This is a genomic window from Niastella vici, assembly GCF_002077945.1.
Lineage (GTDB): Bacteria > Bacteroidota > Bacteroidia > Chitinophagales > Chitinophagaceae > Niastella > Niastella vici.
In genome coordinates this window covers 143,364-161,733 of sequence record NZ_LVYD01000124.1, presented here as the reverse complement: position 1 = coordinate 161,733, position 18,370 = coordinate 143,364, and the positions used below count along the sequence as shown (strand labels likewise).

Sequence of the window (18,370 nt, the reverse complement as noted above, 5' to 3'; positions counted from 1 at the left end):
GTCGGGCTGAGTTAATGGAAGTATTAATTCAAAAGTCTCTCATAAACATTAATTTCGGAGGGGGGCTACCCCCTTCCTTTTTAATAATCAGAATATTTTATCGGAGCAAAAAAAATACGGTTATATTCCCCTAAGAATTGTTTGGTTTCACTTTTCTAACCTTTGCAATATATTCTGAAGGGATCATGTTGAACTGGCTCCTGAACGATTTGGCAAAATAATTAGATGTTGTAAAACCAACCTGGTTAGAGATCTCCACGATGCTCAAATTGCTTTTTTCCATTAATGCCGCAGCTTTATTCAACCGGAATGAACGGATATACTCAACGGGTTTTTGACCGGTTAATTGCAGCAGTTTGGCGTATAAGGTGCTTCTGCTCATCTGTAGATGCCTGCTTAAGTTCTCTACAGACAATTGCGGATTGGTGAGGTTTTTTTCCAGGTAACTGATTATTTCGGCCATCAGTTTTTCATCAGGCGATTCTACTTCCGGTTCTGTGGCTATTAGCTTTATGTGCTTCGAATAAGTGGTTTGCATGGTGTGCTTTAGATCGAGCAGGTTTTTTATTTTGGCATTCAACACTTCAAAATTGAATGGTTTGGTAATATAATCAGTGGCTCCTGTTTCCAATCCATTGATCTGCTGTTCCTGGCCGGTCATGGCCGTGAGCAGGATCACCGGGATGTGGCTTGTTCTTTTATCGGCTCTTATTTTTTTAATGAGTTCAATTCCATCCATTTCAGGCATGCTTATATCACTAACGATCAGTTGCGGATGATTGGATAGTGTTTTTTGCCATCCTTCTTTGCCGTTCGTGGCCTCCATTACTTTGTATTTATGCCGGAGGTTGTCTTTCAGGTAAAATCTGAAATCATCGTTGTCTTCTACCAGCAGTACCGGCGATGTATCGTTCGTAATGCTTTCTTCCGGCGCGGCCGGCGCATCGTTACGGCCGTTGTGTGAAGCTTTGGGTTCCGGTTGCATCATCGTTTGTTGTGCCATGGTAGTTTCATAAACGCGTTTAAGTGGAACCTGTATCGTGAATACAGACCCTTTTCCCGGCTCGCTTTCTACATGGATGCTTCCTCCATGTAATTTGATGAACTCTTTGGTTATCGACAAACCAATGCCGGAGCCCTGGTTAAGTATAGCTGTGCTGGTGTCATTTTGAAAGAACCGGTCGAAGATCTGGCTCTTTTTATCATCGGGAATACCAATGCCTGTATCAATCACATTGATCCACACCCGGGTTGTCTCCTCGTCTTCGGAGATCTCAGCCTTTTGCAGCTCAACGGTGATGTGCCCACCGGTTAAAGTAAACTTGAATGCATTGGATAGTAAATTGAAAAGGATCCGTTCCATCTTATCCCGGTCAAAAAGAGCATCGAGCCGGTTGATACAGGTTTTGAAATTGAACCGGATATTTTTTCTTTCCGACATATCCCTGAAAGATTCTGTGACTTCCCTTAAAAAGGAAACAAACTCGCCTTTCGTTACCTGTAATTTCAATTCATGCTCTTCCATCTTTCTGAAGTCGAGCAACTGGTTAACCAGGTTGAGCAGCCTTCTGGCATTACGCCTGATCATACTTAGTTTTTCAAGCTTTCCAGGGCTTCCTTCACCTTCAATCAACTGGTCTACCGGGCCCATGATCAGCGAGATGGGTGTTCTGAAATCATGACTGAGGTTTGTGAGGAATTTCAGCTTCATACGGTCCAGTTCCTGTATACGATTAACTTCCTGCTGTTCCTTTTCCAAAGCAAACTTCTTTCTTAATCTCGATAAACCTCTGTACCTGCTGTACAGGAGTAAGCCGCCAAGGGCAAGTATATAAAATATATAGGCATAGGAGGTACGCCAGAAGGGTGGCTTTACAATTATTTTTATCGTGGTGTCTTTTGTGCTCCAGATGTCATCATTATTGCTGGCTTTTACCCTGAAAGTATATTCACCGGGGTCCAGGTTGGTATAGGAAGCCATGTTGGATGTGCCGGTATAGTTCCAGTCTTTATCAAAACCATCCAGTTTATAGGCGTAGTGGTTTTGCTTTGGTATGGTATAATTCAGGGCTACAAAACTCAGCGCAAAGTTTTGCTTATAATTCAGCCTTATTTCGTTGGCTACTGAGATCTGTTCTTTAATAGGAGCATCGTTACCGGCAGCAACAGATTTATTGGATATCTTCAGATCAGTTAATATTACACGCGGCACATTGCGATTGACCGTGAGCTGGCCGGGAAAAAAATGATTGAATCCATCCATACCGCCAAAAAGCATTTCACCGTCCCTTAACCGCAGGCCAACTCCACGAACGAAATTCGAGTTTTGAATGCCGTTCAAATAAGTGAAGTTCCTGAAGCTTTTTGTATCAGTGTCGAGTTGGCTTAACCCTGTATTGGTTGATAACCATAACTTACCTGTTCCATCTTCTACAATTTGATAGATCATGTTATTTAATAACCCGTCTTTTTCGCTAAAAAAAGTAAACAGGTGCTTATCCGCTTCAAATGCAGCCAGTCCACTAAAAGTGCCAATCCACATTTTTCCCTTGCTGTCGCAATGCAGGCACTGGATTTTATTACTCGGCAACTGGCTGTTCTCCTGGGTGTATTTCGTCCATTTACCAGTGGTAGGTTCATATACTGCAATACCGCCACCATGTGTGCCAATCCATATATTGCCATAGGCATCTTCTTCAATGGCCCGTATATAGCCATTGATGGGCAACAATGACTCGCGATTGCTTTGGGGCAGGGGAGAATACCGGGCAATTACCCGGTTGTTGTTCACCACAGTAATACCGTCACCATTGGTGCCGATCCAGATATTGCCCTTGCTGTCTTCGAATAAGCAAAATATATCGTTACCGGTTATATCATTTATACCCTGGCCCTTTATCAATTGTTTATACGCTCCGGTTTCCTGGTCCGGGATGATCACCCCCCGGGAGTAAGTGCCTATATACAATTTATTCGACCGGGTGCGCAGCATCGAAAATATAGTGAGGTTACTGGCATTAATGTTTTTCAGCCGAAGGTTCACAGGATGTATCTGTTCTTTTTTTCGGTCGAATTCATATAAACCGTTGCCATCTGTTCCAATCAGTACATGACCATTGTTATTTTCGGTCAGCGCAGTGATAACGCCTATATTAGCTTTGTTTTGCTGAAAACTGCTGCTTAACGTGAGGTTGAACAGGTTAAGGTTTTTATCATATTTGCAAATGCCACCGGGGTAGGTGCCAAACCAGTAAATGCCCTGTTTGTCAATATACATACACCGCACCAATTTGCTGCTTAGGCTTTGGAGATTACCGTATTCATGTGAAAAAACGCTATGCGTGCCGGCCTGTATGTTATAAACGTACAAACCGTTGGAGCTGCCTATCCATAATAAGCCCTGGTCGTCGGCGGCTATGCAATTGATTTCGGTACCGCTTACATAGCTGTAATGAATGAAGCCTGATCCATCTGGCTTCAGCCTGCTTAACCCGGTTGCAGCGCCAACCCATATATTTCCCCAGTTGTCTTCTGCCAGCGCTCTTATGTTGTTCCCGGGCAGGCTGAAAAGGTCTGTTTTGTTGTTCTCATACAACCTGAAAGTGTTTGTTCGCACATTATATAAGAAAAGGCCGTTATCGGTTCCAATCCACATACGGTGTTTACTGTCTTCGTAAATAGAAGTAAGTGTTGTTTTTACTGTTTTGCCGGCCCCATCGCGCAACGGGTGTTTTGAAATGGATTGAGTTACAGGATCGAGCATATACAATGCTGAGAATTGCGCGATCCATATGTGGCCCTGGTAGTCGCTGCAGATGCCCCGGATAACATCGCTGCCTGTAAGCATGGCCGTATCTGCTTTTACCGGGTAATGTAAGAAACGGTCTTTTTTCCGGTCATAAAGGCTGAGGCCTCCACCGCCGGTGCCAATCCATAAATTACCCGATCTATCTTCATGTAATGCAAGCACTTCGTTCGTTCGCAGGCTGGTTGTGTCACCAGGTAAATGCCGGTATACTGTAAAATTCGTTCCGTCGAATTTGTTCAATCCATCCTCAGTAGCAAACCACATGAACCCATACCGGTCTTTTATGATAGCATTTACAGAATTGGATAACAGGCCGTCCCGGCTTGAAAGCGAAGTGAAATTGATATGTTTGGTTTGTGCGGAAGTTGGAATGGCAGTGATTAATACGAAACACCAAAATATATAGATATATTTTCGCATGTTTGCAATCGTTTTAATAATCAATATAATAGAGTGTCCCCGATCGAACAAAATTGCTAGGATATCCAACAAAATTGCCCGCACCGGGATTAGCGACCTGGCTAAATTTGTTATTAAATGTACGACTGACGTTTGTGTTTTCCGTACAGAAATTTAACTGCCGGTATTTCAGAATGCATACAAACGCCCGGCTGGTAAACGGGATCATACAAAATGTTTTGAATTATAATAATGAAATCATACAAAACCACTGGTACCGGCATTGCAATTATAGCAGCCCTGATTTTTTCGATAAATGGCTTTGCACAAAAGCTGCCCTATCAGAACCCCAACCTGCCTTCAGAAGAAAGGGCCAAAGATTTAGTAGCCCGATTGACGCTGGAAGAAAAGGCCTCGTTGCTGTTCGATCAATCCCCGGCCATACCCCGGCTGGGCATAAAAAAATTCAATTGGTGGAGTGAAGCATTACATGGCCTGGCCAATAATGATAATGTTACGGTTTTTCCCGAACCCATTGGTATGGCTGCTTCGTTCGACGATTCACTGGTATATAAGATCTTTGATGCTACTTCAGATGAAGTACGTGCCAAATACCATGATGCCATCCGGAGTGGAAAAGAAAACCGCCGCTTTCTGAGTCTTTCCGTTTGGACGCCCAACGTCAACATCTTCCGTGACCCGCGTTGGGGCCGTGGCCAGGAAACCTATGGGGAAGATCCTTACCTCACTTCGCGTATGGGCGTTGCAGTAGTAAAGGGGCTGCAGGGGCCCGCCGATGCAAAATACCGCAAGTTACTGGCCTGCGCCAAGCATTTTGCCGTGCATTCGGGTCCTGAATGGAGCAGGCATACACTGAACCTTTACCAGGTGAGGCCCCGCGACCTGTACGAAACCTATCTGCCTGCATTCAAATCGCTGGTGATGGATGCCGATGTACGCCAGGTGATGTGTGCTTACCAGCGTTTGGATGACGAGCCCTGTTGCGGCAATAACCGTTTATTGCAAACCATTTTGCGCAACAGTTGGGGGTTTAAACATGTGGTGGTTTCAGATTGCGGCGCCATCACCGATTTTTTTACCAGCCATAAAGTGTCGTCCGATGCCGTGCATGCTTCTGCAAAGGGCGCTTTGGCGGGCACCGATGTGGAATGTGTGTGGGAAGGCTATGCATTTAAAAGCCTGCCCGAGGCCGTTTCCCGGGGATTGATAACCGAAGAAGAAATAGATAAGCACCTGCTACGCGTGTTGACCGGGCGGTTCGATCTGGGCGAGATGGATGACGATGCATTGGTGCCCTGGGCCGCCATTCCCATGTCGGTCGTTAATAACGAGGCGCATAGAAAGCTGGCCCTGGATATGGCGCTTGAATCGATGACCCTGCTGCAGAACAGGAATAATATCCTTCCTTTAAAAAGAACTGCAAAGAAAATAGCTGTCATAGGGCCTAATGCTGAAAATAGTCCCATGCTTTGGGGAAATTATAATGGGAGGCCGGTTAGAACGATCAACATCCTGAGCGGCATCCAGTCTAAAATGCCGGCGAACGAGGTGTTATACGACAAGGCATGCGATCTGGTAGAGAACAAGGTGACGCAAAGCTATTTTTCACAATGTTCCATCGACGGTAAAAAAGGGTTTAAAGCCACATACTGGAACAACCGCGAAATGAAAGGCGATGCTGTTATTACCGAACAAATAGCCAATCCGTTAAAATTGACCACTGCCGGCCAACACGAGTTTGCATCGGGTGTTCAACTCGAAAATTTTTCAGCATTATATGAAACGGAGTTTGTTGCGGCCAGTACCGAGGAAATAGTTTTTAAATGCGGGGCTACAGGTTCCATGCAATTGTATGTGAACGGAACAATGGTAAGAAGGACCAATAACTGGCGCACCCTGCTTTCAAGAGTTTCCTATAAAGTTGAAAGTGGCAAAAAATATAAAATAGAAGTACGCTTTGCCCAGTTGAACAACTGGCAGGCAAATATCGAATTTGATTTTGGTAAGGAAGTAGACATCGATTTTAGCAGCCTGATCAATAAACTCAGGGGAATTGATGAAGTAGTATTCGTTGGCGGCCTTTCTACCTTGTTGGAAGGGGAGGAAATGCCGGTATCTTATCCCGGCTTTAAGGGCGGCGATCGTACAGATATTCAATTGCCCGAAGTGCAACGCAATTGTTTAAAAGCATTGAAGGCAGCGGGTAAAAAAGTGATCTTTGTAAACTGCTCGGGCTCGGCCATTGGCCTGATGCCTGAGACCGAAAGCTGCGATGCTATTCTGCAGGCATGGTATGGAGGCGAATCGGGTGGACAGGCTGTGGCTGATGTGCTGTTCGGTGATTACAACCCTTCGGGTAAATTACCTGTTACCTTCTATAAGGATACCACGCAGCTGGCCGGTTTTGAAGATTATTCCCTGAAGGGCCGAACCTACCGCTTCATGAGTGATCCGCTTTTCCAGTTTGGTTTTGGTTTAAGCTATACCAGCTTCTCAATAGGTACTGCACAAGTAAATAAAACAAGCATCAGCAACAGGGAAAGTATTGACCTGTTAATACCTGTAACCAATACCGGCAAACGCAACGGAACGGAGATTGTACAGGTATACGTGCGGAAAACAGGCGATACCGACGGGCCACTTAAAACCTTGAGAGCATTTAAACGGATAGCAGTTCCAGCAGGAAAAAGGGCTATGGCGAATATCAGTCTGCCGCCTGCCGCATTTGAATTTTATGATGCCAGTTATGGGAAAATGGCAGTAGCGGCCGGTGAATATGAGTTATTATATGGGAATAGTTCTGCAGAAAAAGACCTGAAGGTAGTGAAGGTATCGATTAAGTAATTCGCATAAAAAACCTGTCTCGAATGAAAAAAATACTTTTCTCATTATTGATCGTTTTGCCTGCGCTGCTTGCTGCACAAAATGCGACCATAAAAATTGATATAGAAAGAAGCATTGGCGAAATTGACCCCCGGATCTATGGGGTATTTATGGAACCTATTCACTTTAGCGGAAGAAGGTTTGGTTTACCCGATTCTGTGCAGTTCAATACATTGTATGGAACTTTATACGACCCTTCTTCGCCACTGGCAGATGAGAACGGCTTTAAGAAAAATTATATTGAAGCGATGAAGGAATTAAAGATTACCAACATGCGCTGGCCAGGCGGGAATTTTTTAATGGGTTATAACTGGCAGGACGGCATTGGACCCAAAGATCAACGTCCGGCCCGTATTAACCTGGCATGGGGCGGAGTAGATAATAATCACGTGGGTATCGATGAATGGATGGCCCTGAATAAGGCAATAGGCAGTGAAAATGTGGTATGTGTTAACCTGGGTCTGGGCGAGATCAAAGATGCCGTTTACTGGCTTGAATACTGCAACTATCCAATGGGAACTTATTATTCAGACCTTCGTGCCAGGAACGGTCATAAAGAACCATACCATGTTAAGTTATGGGACCTTGGGAATGAAGTGGACGGCTATCCCTGGGAACTAGGCTACAAAACAGCAGAAGATTATGTAAAAATTGGAAGGGAAGCAGCAAAAGCCATGAAGTCAGTTGATAGCACCATCAAGCTCGTGGCCTCCGGTTCTTCGTATTATGAACCTACAGGTATATGGGTTGACTGGAACCGCAAAGTGCTTGAGGGACTCGGCGATAAGATAGATTATTTATCTATTCACCGGTATTGGGAACGATCGGATGATTATTATGCTTACATGGGACAAAGCGCTATGGATTTTGAAGAAAAGATCAAAGTGCCGGCAGCCCAGATAGAAGCGGCACGTGCAAAAAACGGCTTTAAAAAACCAATTTATATTTCGGTAGACGAGTGGGGGCTCATGTCGAGGAACACATTATCTGTTCTGCCTGTTGCACAGTGTTTTAATTCTTTCCTGCGCCATGCGAATGAGGTTAAGATGGCGAATTTTACACTCCTTACCTCGCTATTGGGCAGTGACACAAAGAAGGGAACTTTTAAAACACCGTTGTTTTATATTTTCAAGGCATTCTCGAACAATTGCCGGGGAAGGTCTGTAGATACCTATGTTACCTGCGACACGTTTAACACCCCAAAATTCAACGATATTCCTTATCTCGATGTTACTACCACCTACTCGAAAGAAACAAACACGATTTTCATCAATGTGGTGAACCGTCATAAAGAGAAAGCGATAACTGCCGACATTGGTACCAGTTCGGGGACCTTTGCCGGCAACGCGGAAGCCAGCCTTATTGCAGGCACTTCATTGAACGAGGTATATGAATTTGACAAACAGGATCAGTATATACCCGTTAAAAAAATGGTTGAAACCAGGGGAAAACAGTTTACCTATACGTTTCCGCCCCATTCCTTTACTCAAATCAAAGCAGCTGTTACAATAAAATAAGCCGTTCAATACAACAGGAAAATTATTATATGAAACAAATATTGTTTGCCTTGGTCACTCTCTTGCTGAGTGCTTCATTTGCCAACTCACAGGAACTTGTTAAACAGGCGCCAACCGGTTTCGATTCATTGCGTGCAGATATTCCACATGGAAAGATCGATACCATCAGCTATGCCTCAAAAACTGTGGGGGTTACCAGGAGGTCACTCATTTATACGCCGCCCGGGTTTTCAAAAAAGAACAAGTACCCGGTTTTGTACCTGTTGCATGGTATAGGAGGCGATGAAAAGGAATGGTTGAATGGCGGAAAGCCACAAGTGATACTCGATAACCTGTATGCAGCAGGTAAGATTGTACCAATGATAGTAGTAATGCCCAACGGAAGAGCCATGAAAGACGATCGCGCCACCGGCAATATCATGGCGCCTGATAAAGTGCAGGCATTTGCCGATTTTGAAAAGGACCTGCTGAACGACCTGATCCCTTTCATCGAAAAAAAATATCCCGTATTGGCTGACCGCGAACACCGGGCCATAGCAGGGCTTTCAATGGGCGGCGGGCAATCGCTGAATTTTGGTTTAGGCAATTTGGACAAATTTGCCTGGGTGGGTGGCTTTTCTTCTGCCCCCAATACTAAAAAACCGGAAGAACTGGTGCCAGATCCTGAAGCAGCAAAAAAGCAATTGAAATTGTTATGGATCTCCTGCGGTGATAACGACAGGCTGATCACATTCAGCAAACGCACGCACGATTACCTGTATGAGCACAATGTTCCGCACATCTATTACATTGAACCGGGCGTACATGATTTCAAAGTTTGGAAAAACGGCCTGTATATGTTTTCCCAATTCCTGTTTAAACCGGTTGACAGTTCCACCTTTATGAAATATACTGTTTTGGGAACGCCAGCCTCAACAAATGTACGTTCGGCCGGTTACCCCCAGGTGCTTCCCGATAACCGGGTTGTTTTCCGGATCAAAGCGCCCAATGCGCAAAAAGTGCAAATAGACCTGGTTAAGAAATATGACCTGGTAAAAGATACCGGTGGGTACTGGGGTGTTACTACCGATTCCATTAGTGAAGGTTTTCATTACTATTCTTTACTGATTGACGGTATTGCCCTGGCCGACCCGGCCAGTGAAACGTTCTATGGTATGGGACGAATGGCCAGTGGTATTGAGATCCCGTTCCGTGGCGGCGGCTATTATGCGGTGAAAGATGTGCCCCATGGTGATATAAGAATAAAAAGATACTATTCTGCAACTACCAATACGTGGCGCCGGCTGTTCATTTACACGCCGCCCGGTTACGATGTAAATGCCAATGAAAAATACCCCGTGTTATATCTTTTGCACGGTGGCGGTGAAGATGAAAGCGGTTGGGCTGCCCAGGGGAAAACTGATCTTATTCTGGATAATCTGATTGCCGGCAAAAAAGCAACGCCCATGCTGGTGGTTATGATGGATGGGAACTTCAGTTCAGGGATCGCAGGATTTAACGAACAGGCATTAAAAGCATTTGAAAGCGAGTTAAAGCAAAACGTTATACCCTTTATAAAACAAAATTATCGCACAGCTACAGAGGCTTCGGCCCGGGCGCTGGCCGGTTTATCGATGGGTGGCTTGCAAACATTGTATACCGGTATAAAAAATACCCAACTGTTTTCCTATCTCGGCGTATTCAGCTCTGGCTGGTGGTCTAATCAACCAGCTCTTTCGGGGCCCCAGTACGAGTTTATGAAAAGCAATGCGGCCACCATTAACAACAACCTGAAGCTTTTCTGGATCGCCATGGGCGGAAAAGAAGATATTGCTTACAGCAACTGCAAGATCATGCTTTCGAAATTTGATGAAATGAATATTAAATATCAGTACAGTGAATATCCCGGCGGTCACAGCTGGCCGGTATGGCGGAATAACCTGTACAATTTTGCCCAGGGGCTGTTCAAATGATCATTGTTGAATATGAAAAATACAATGCATAAATATATTTTAATGATATGCCGGTATATACTGCTTGTCGGTATTACCATTCAATTACATGCGCAAAATCCGTTGATCCGTGACCAGTACAGCGCCGATCCTTCTGCCAGGGTATTTGGCGACAGAGTATATGTGTATCCATCTCATGATATACTGGCCACCCAGGAGCGGGGCCGGGTGGGGTGGTTTTGTATGGAAGATTACCATGTGTTCTCTTCGGCCAACCTTACCGATTGGACAGATCATGGCGTGATCGTTCACCAGAATAAAGTTCCCTGGGTTAAGCCAGACAGTTATAGCATGTGGGCGCCGGATTGCATTTACCGGAACGGCAAGTATTATTTTTATTTTCCAACCACGCCAAAAGATACCAGTTATGCGCGCGGGTTTACGGTTGGTGTAGCCATTGCCGATAAACCCGAAGGACCTTTTGTTCCACAGCCTGCGCCTATCATGAATGTACGAGGCATAGATCCCAATGTATTTATTGATAAAGATGGGCAGGCCTACCTGTACTGGTCGCAGGGAAATATCTATGGCGCAAAGCTGAAGGATAATATGGTGGAGCTCGCTTCCGATCCTGTGGTGCTGGGAGAATTGCCGAACAGGGGATTGAAGGAAGGTCCGTACCTGTTTGAACGGAACGGGACTTACTACCTTACCTATCCACATGTGGAAAACAAGATTGAACGGCTGGAGTATGCGATAGGGGATAATCCGCTTGGTCCTTTTAAAATAACGGGCGTTATAATGGATGAGTCGCCCACCGGTTGTTGGACCAATCATCATTCCATTATACAATTTAAAGATCAATGGTACCTGTTTTATCATCATAACGATTACTCACCCGCATTCGATAAAGCCAGGTCAATAAGGGCTGATAGCCTGTTCTTTAATACCGATGGCACCATAAAGAAAGTAACTCCTACTTACCGGGGAATAGGAGTTACAAAAGCCAATACACAAATACAGATCGACCGGTACAACCGTATTAGTGATGGAGGGGCGTCCATTGCTTTTCTTGATACCGCCAGTAAATTCCAGGGTTGGAAAACGGTGCTGGAAGCAACCGGAGCGTGGGTACAATACAACAGTGTAGACTTTGGGCAGAAGAAACGTAAATCGGTTACGGTACGGGCCCTGGCTCCGGAAGGGGGCTCTTTGCAAATACGCATACATGATGTTGAAGGGCCGGTCGTGGCAGAGGTTCCCATTGCTGCAGGTAATGACTGGCAGTTGGTAAAGGCGCCATTGTTGCATTTTGAGCCGGGCATCCAAAACCTGTTTGTTGTAGCGAAGGACAACAATCATATAGAAGTTGACTGGACAGGTTTTGAATAGGGAAAAACGCTTTGATTGAACAAACAGTCGCAGCGATAGTATCATTTATCCATGCGAAAACTACTTTCGCCGGGAGATAGTTACTTTTTGGGGGCAGTAATGGCAAGAAAAGTAAGGCAGGCAATCGTATCCATTAACTAAAGCTATGCATTACAGTACAAAGTGCAACGGTTTTATGCCATTCCAGAAAACCATTTTTGCCGGCTTGCCCGCTTCCTGTAAACATACGCGATATTTACCCCGAACACGATATACCGTTATATCCAGACTGGTATTAAATGCATGGATTTTATGCAGGGACATTTTCTCCCATCCTTTTGGCAGCTTTGGCGATATCGTGAATTCCCTGAAGCCAACCGGATCAAATCCCCAAAGTCCCTCAACGATGGCACGGCAATAAAGGCCGCTTTCGGCCGACAAATGGCGCTGATTGCCTTCCGGCCACGCTTCAATAGCATAAGGCACATGCCCGCCCAGGAGCCTTTGGGCCGAGTAATATGCGAAGTAGGGATAAGTGGTGTCTGTTGCACCCGATCTGAATAAGCCCCGGAAACCATACAAAGTTGACCGGTCCCAGAATGTAGTAGTGCCCGATTGTGTAAGCATGCCATTGGTAGTCCATAAATGGCGCGATAATAAAGCATCCCTTGTTTGATCTTTACGGTCATGAATATCCATAACAAGCGGGAGGCAGATCCAGGAACGCAGTTTGTTATTCCCCTCATAATAACGATAGGTATTATAGCCCTCAACCGATGCACCAAAGTAACTGCCGATATTTCTTTTTAATGCTTCTGCTTCTTTCTTCCAATCATTCGCCTTATCTGATTTTCCCAGTGCTGCTGCCAGGCTTGCGCCATAGCGGAAGGATGCATAGGCCAATGCGTTGGTAGAGAGGTTTATTTTTCCTGCCGGAAATCTTCCTTCCAGTTCGTCAGATTCAGAAGCGATCACACCTTCCGGCGATTTCTTCCGAAGCAGGTAAGCATTGCACCAATCGATCAAAGACCAAAGTGAAGTGGCGACCGATGTATCGCCGCAGGTCAACGCAAAAAAGGACGCTCCGTAGCCAATCATAGCCTGGTCTCCCCGGTCTCCGGCGCCATTCCAATAACCGGCGCCTTCGGCAATGATGGAGCTGGGAATAGGATTGAAAGCAGGATTGATATAGCTGGCAAACAGGCGGAAACTATTGCGTGCCGATTCAATACCGTTATTATATCCAAGGTAAGCAAAGAATGGATTGATGTATTCAGCCTGATCATTAGCCCAGATAGCAGCATAGTACTCTCCGCCGCCAGGGCCGTGCATTAAGCCTTCTTTGGTGTCAAATATACTTTCTGCTGCCCTTATTTTAGCAAAGGCAAACATGCAGTTAATAGTATCGTTAGGCGTTTTCAACACCAGATTATCCTGCAATTGATCTACCAGGGCAAGCCGCTTTTCCCACTCATACCTGGCAGCATAATGATACGGTTCATCAAATGTTTTTCGCGCAGATATAACCACCCAAAATTGAAGTTCACTATTACCATTAAGTGTTTTCGGGCCACCATTATACACTTTATAATTAATAGTATAGGCCCCGTATACTCCGCTGGCGGCGTCTGTGATCTCACTTTTATCAGTTTCGGGAATATGGACGGCAACCGCATCAGTATTGTTATTACGGATTGTGTAGTATTCGATGAAGGCAGCTTTATCGACAGAAGGGAATACCTTTCTTTGGATACTGACCCCTTTTTCCAAAAGAGTAGTACATTCCAATATTCCCCTGATATAAAACCATTGTGGCCTGCCTTTTACCAATCTACCTCCAATTATAATGGAATCGGTTATATTGTCGGTAAACTCTTTAATAAGATTCCCCCTTGTGTCATTGGGAATTGTTCGAAGCATAGGAAAAACCAGTTTGCGGCTAAAAACCATTTTCCCGGTTTCATCTACACCATAGCGAACAATAGCCGATACCTGCATTCCACTCATCTCTATGTGATCGGCGTGCACCTGGCCCGCCTGCACAGTCCATCGAATACCGCCATCCGGAGTTAATTGCCAATATTGCTGCTGAGCAGGCAAAGAAATCCCAGCCAGCAAAAATGCCAGCACCATCAATTGTTTCATGTGGTTGTATTTATAGTATTGTCAAAGTGAAGTTCTTCTTGCTAGTACGAAGGGTATGGTAACCTGGATGTTCTCTCTATTTAATATTGATTGAGCAGCCATGGCGCCCATTGATCCAAAGTCAGCCGAATAAGTGGTTATTCCAACAAATTCCTTTGCAGGCTCATCATTGTGAGATAGGATTCCAACATCCTTTCCCGGTTTCAGTTTTTTGACTTTGCATTCCTTTAATATTTCCCACATAGCAAAGTTGTCGAGCGTAAAGTAAACCTTACCCTTTTCAATAGTACCTGGAATAAACTCCCTGATCACCCGGCCTTTTACTTTGTAAGCTTTCAGGAATTTCCTGAATGCATTCACAATTTCCTTCGGGTCAAGCGAGTTGGGCGAATGATAAAAGATAATTTCATCAAAGCGTTTAATGTCCTCCGCCAGTTCTGAGAATACTTTATAGGAAGATTGTTCAAACTCCTGGGTTATATGATTAAACTCCCCATCCAACGGCTCAAAGCGGTCGACCATCAGCAACTTTTGGCGGGGTATACTTTCCAACAATTCTTTTGATCTCGGATGGGGGATAGGTGCTATAACATACATGCCGAAACGGCTTTTAATACGCTGCAGAATGGTTTCAAAAATTTCAATATTGCCATGATGAAAGAAAGTCTGTAGTTCAATTCCACTGCCCAATGTATTTCTGAAATTACGATAGAACTGCTCTTCAAAAGTATCGAGGTTATACATCAGCAATGCTACTTTCAGCATTTGCACCGTGTTGCCGTTCGCCACAAAATAACCCAGCCGGTTCTTTGATTCAATGATGCCCCTGCTCACCAGTTCATTGTACCCTTTTATGATCGTTTCCCTTGAAAAATGAAATTCCCTGATCATGGTATTTACAGAAGGCAGGGTATCGCCGGGTACCAGCATCTTTTCATTGATGGCATTGATGATCCCCTGCACCAGGCGATCATGCTTTGAATAGGCAGTAACTTTTTCGAGTTCTCTTATTTTTTCATACAATATTTTGCTCATCCTGCATCTTTTTTTACAACTAGCTATTATATCCTAATTTTTTGTAAAGCTTGCCAATAGCTTTTTACCCGGGGGCACTCGTACCTCCACGTAAGAAATAAAATTACCCATTATTCCACACTCCTGGGTGGTTTTCATTTTCCGGCCACCAATCACTATATAGGGGATACGGCTATTACAGGCTATCCGCCAGTTGATAGCTTGCGGGCCTTCATTCTGCAATGTACTTCCATTTTTCCGGTGTGTAATGTTGACGCTTGTTGACAGAACGGGTAAATGTAGCAGTGATGCACTATCTGCTGTACGACTCCTGTAAAGGGTTGAAACCCGGTTAAACCTGGCATCGGCCTCAACACCCATCAGGCCCTGTATGATGCCTTCAATAGCTCCGAATGATACTTCAGGGTACTCCCGCCTTTTTGTAGTGGGGTTGGTGAGGTATAGGATGAAGTTATAAGCATTATCCCAATACCCATACCTGTATAATTGATGAGGCAGGTATGACAGATTTTCAACATTCCAATTGTTCCCCAACAGGTGTTCTATCGTTTTTCTGATCCGTACACTGTCGGTTAATGCATTAAACCATAAGAGGAAGGTCTCTCCTTCTCTCTTTCCAAATTCTCCCTTATTGGTGACATGTGTATGGTATCGTTCAACCTCTTTATCCCACCAAATAGATTCCAGTTCACGATGATAGTCTGCTGCTTTCCGGGCATATGCTTCTGCAGCTTTTTTATTCCCCTTCCACGCTTCTACTTCCGACCATGTTTTTACAGCCCGGTAGATGGCTGCAACCAGATCGACAGCCATTTTCAGATCGGTTAAATTTTCTACATAGGAAGGTAATCCCCGGCAGCGATGAAAATAATCATTTATGTTAAAGGGCACAGGCGCGTTGGGGTAGGGGGGCCGCTGAAGCAGCGAGTCTGCCTGCAGTATCCAGCGCGCTACAAACTCATTTAATGAGCGAAGATGAAAGGATTTAAAAGCGGGATGTTTGATATAGCCGGTATCGCCCGTCCACAAATACAATCGCCAGCAGGCGTATATAATGTCGAAGTTTGCATTGAGGTTGTACCAGAAAGCGGTATCGTTACGGTAATCTTCCGGCGCCGGTTTTCCCTGGTAGTTTATTTCCCAGTAAGTGCACCAATCTTTCTTTTCTGAAATGTTGGAAACAAAATGCAGGAACATGTTTTTGTTTTCCCTGCTCATACCCAATGCTTCTGCAGCAAGGCATTGATGCGATACGTCCCGGATACAGAAAGCCCTTCTGCCGGGCAATGAAGCCTCATACCAGGCGCCAACCGGGTCCGTTGCATTTCTTTTATAATGCAAAGCCATTTCCCGGGCGTTCCTGAAAGCCGTTTGCATGGCCGTATCCGAAGAAGTAAAATCAATGGGCTTCACCTGGCCACAGACCAGATGGCTTACCAACAGGCATGCTGCTGTTAAAAAGGATATTCTATTCATACTGATCGCAAAAAAAAATTTAAAACAGGCTATTTGCCTATCCAACTATAACCGTTCCCATAATACATATTTTTCGGAAAAGCCGGATAGGCAAATAGCGATTGATATCAATTATAACCTGGGTTCTGAGGTAAGCCAGTTCTTTGGATTTCCGTTTTGGGGATCGGCAGCAAATAATTACTGGCCTTGAAATACCGTTGTTCCAGATCTTTATACTGGTAGGTCTTTGTACCATTCTGTGCACGGGTAATGATCACCTGGCCAATTGGCTGGTTCTGGGTTGCCTCCGCAATTTTCCAGCGGCGTACGTCATAGTATCGGTGTCCTTCAAAACACAGTTCAACCTGCCTTTCATTACGGAGCCTTTTTTCCAGGTCGGCGCCGCTTTCGGTAATATCAACAGTTATCCCTGCCCGCTTCCTTATGAGGTTGAGGTACTGCCTGGCAGTGGCTTCATGCCCCAGGTAAAACTCAGCTTCTGCATAGTTCAGGTAGATCTCCGACAATCTTGAGAGTATCCAGAACTTGTTGTTTTGGGTAGAAACATTGAAATCATAGGTTGTGTCCATGTATTTGCGGAAGGTATATCTTGTTTCGCTGTTATTCCAGGTATCGAGACCCTGGGGGGAATCCAGCCCGCCTTCATAAAATTCAGCGAGGGTGCCGTCGGGGTTCGTGCTGCTTTTACGCCAGCCTACATAGGCCGAATTGCCCAATGAACGACCATCATACACGATGTTGGCGTAGAACCTCGGATCACGGTTTACATACGGTTTCTGCGGATCATAACCCGAAGCAGCATCAGTGATATATTTTCCGTTGGCTGTACCAAATGCATCCACGAGGTTCTGTGTGGGCGCAAAAGCAGCCCAGCCATGGAAACCACTGGGATAACACATCATTTCAATACCATTAAATGCGCTCCAGTTGTATTGTTTATTGGATAATCTTACGCCGATCAATTCTGCATTGAATGTGGTGAAAATATCAGCATAGTTGCCGGTGAACAGGCTGAACTGGTTCAGGTCTATTACTGCTTTGGCGGCAGCTGAGGCTGCTGTCCATTTTGCCTGATCGTTTGCGGGGTTCCATTGAGGGCTCGCAGCATATAACAACAACCGCGATTTAATAGCCAGCGCCAGGGGCGCGGTGATACGGCCTGTGGTAGATGCTGAATTAGCAGCCGGCAAAAGGCCGGCAGCCATATCCAGTTCCGAAACGATAAATTTAACCATTTCCTCATACGAACTGCGTGGCACCTGAAAATCGGAATTCAATTCAAAAGGTTTCGTGATCAGGGGTACGCCGCCGTAATCACAAACCAGTTGAAAATAGGCAAATGCCCGTAAGAAAATGACTTCTCCTTTTATTCTCTTCCTGAGCGCATCGTCGCCGGGAATGGCATCGATCTTCGACAGAAAGATATTGGCGTTCTGGATATGATTGTAATTCTTTGCCCAAATGTCAAAGTCCCCCGCATTGTCCGGTGAAAGTATTCCCTTGGTAATAACACTCCGCAAGCCGGCATAATCAAACTTATTATAACCTTCGTCCACTGCACAGGACAATAGGAAGCTTCGGTTAATCGAATTTCCCCAATCATAGGTGCAGGTGGGAAGTACATTGTAAATATTATTGGCAAAAGCTTCTGCCAGTTTCAGATCATTCCATACAGATTGATCCGTATAGGAATCCAATGGCGCTTTATCCAACACCTTCGAACAGGATGACAACAGTATATTGGTGAATAAAATTCCGGTCAGTATTCTAAGCTTCATATAGCA

Annotated in this window: 9 protein-coding genes; 4 read left to right on the top strand and 5 right to left on the bottom strand. The window is 44.9% G+C overall.

Annotated elements, in window-relative coordinates; translation table 11 throughout:
- Positions 1-130 precede the first annotated feature (130 nt).
- Positions 131-4,228, bottom strand: a complete 4,098-nt coding sequence (locus A3860_RS38210; protein ID WP_081155865.1) for a hybrid sensor histidine kinase/response regulator transcription factor — start codon at positions 4,226-4,228, stop codon at positions 131-133.
- Between the two features lie 231 nt (positions 4,229-4,459).
- Here A3860_RS38210 and xyl3A point away from each other — a divergent pair, with 231 nt between their 5' ends.
- The 4 genes from xyl3A to A3860_RS38185 are packed head-to-tail and all read left to right on the top strand — an operon-like array spanning position 4,460 to position 11,951.
- Complete coding sequence (gene xyl3A, locus A3860_RS38200) at positions 4,460-7,072, top strand: xylan 1,4-beta-xylosidase (RefSeq protein ID WP_081155863.1); 2,613 nt, start codon at positions 4,460-4,462, stop codon at positions 7,070-7,072.
- 23 nt (positions 7,073-7,095) lie between these two features.
- Positions 7,096-8,628, top strand: a complete 1,533-nt coding sequence (locus A3860_RS38195) for an alpha-L-arabinofuranosidase C-terminal domain-containing protein (protein ID WP_081155862.1) — start codon at positions 7,096-7,098, stop codon at positions 8,626-8,628.
- A 29-nt stretch (positions 8,629-8,657) separates the two neighbouring features.
- Complete coding sequence (locus A3860_RS38190) at positions 8,658-10,580, top strand: alpha/beta hydrolase-fold protein (protein ID WP_081155861.1); 1,923 nt, start codon at positions 8,658-8,660, stop codon at positions 10,578-10,580.
- A gap of 12 nt (positions 10,581-10,592) precedes the next feature.
- Positions 10,593-11,951 (top strand): family 43 glycosylhydrolase, encoded by a 1,359-nt coding sequence (locus A3860_RS38185; RefSeq protein WP_081155860.1) that lies wholly within the window; start codon positions 10,593-10,595, stop codon positions 11,949-11,951.
- A gap of 150 nt (positions 11,952-12,101) precedes the next feature.
- Here the strand turns inward: A3860_RS38185 and A3860_RS38180 are convergent, their stop codons facing one another.
- From A3860_RS38180 to A3860_RS38165, 4 genes are all read right to left on the bottom strand, one after another.
- Complete coding sequence (locus A3860_RS38180) at positions 12,102-14,075, bottom strand: hypothetical protein (RefSeq protein ID WP_081155859.1); 1,974 nt, start codon at positions 14,073-14,075, stop codon at positions 12,102-12,104.
- Positions 14,076-14,096: 21 nt separating this feature from the next.
- Positions 14,097-15,110, bottom strand: coding sequence for a GntR family transcriptional regulator (locus tag A3860_RS38175; protein ID WP_081155858.1), 1,014 nt, complete (start codon positions 15,108-15,110; stop codon positions 14,097-14,099).
- A gap of 33 nt (positions 15,111-15,143) precedes the next feature.
- Positions 15,144-16,586 carry a hypothetical protein gene (locus A3860_RS38170; protein ID WP_081155857.1) on the bottom strand — a complete coding sequence of 481 codons (1,443 nt, stop codon included), beginning with the start codon at positions 16,584-16,586 and terminating at the stop codon, positions 15,144-15,146.
- A 107-nt stretch (positions 16,587-16,693) separates the two neighbouring features.
- Complete coding sequence (locus tag A3860_RS38165) at positions 16,694-18,364, bottom strand: RagB/SusD family nutrient uptake outer membrane protein (RefSeq protein WP_081155856.1); 1,671 nt, start codon at positions 18,362-18,364, stop codon at positions 16,694-16,696.
- Positions 18,365-18,370: the final 6 nt, after the last annotated feature.

Bases quoted from the DNA above. Each gene is read 5' to 3' on its own strand.
- A3860_RS38210 (WP_081155865.1), bottom strand. From the start codon at position 4,228: ATGCGAAAATATATCTATATATTTTGGTGTTTCGTATTAATCACTGCC.
- xyl3A (WP_081155863.1), top strand. From the start codon at position 4,460: ATGAAATCATACAAAACCACTGGTACCGGCATTGCAATTATAGCAGCC.
- A3860_RS38195 (WP_081155862.1), top strand. From the start codon at position 7,096: ATGAAAAAAATACTTTTCTCATTATTGATCGTTTTGCCTGCGCTGCTT.
- A3860_RS38190 (WP_081155861.1), top strand. From the start codon at position 8,658: ATGAAACAAATATTGTTTGCCTTGGTCACTCTCTTGCTGAGTGCTTCA.
- A3860_RS38185 (WP_081155860.1), top strand. From the start codon at position 10,593: ATGAAAAATACAATGCATAAATATATTTTAATGATATGCCGGTATATA.
- A3860_RS38180 (WP_081155859.1), bottom strand. From the start codon at position 14,075: ATGAAACAATTGATGGTGCTGGCATTTTTGCTGGCTGGGATTTCTTTG.
- A3860_RS38175 (WP_081155858.1), bottom strand. From the start codon at position 15,110: ATGAGCAAAATATTGTATGAAAAAATAAGAGAACTCGAAAAAGTTACT.
- A3860_RS38170 (WP_081155857.1), bottom strand. From the start codon at position 16,586: ATGAATAGAATATCCTTTTTAACAGCAGCATGCCTGTTGGTAAGCCAT.
- A3860_RS38165 (WP_081155856.1), bottom strand. From the start codon at position 18,364: ATGAAGCTTAGAATACTGACCGGAATTTTATTCACCAATATACTGTTG.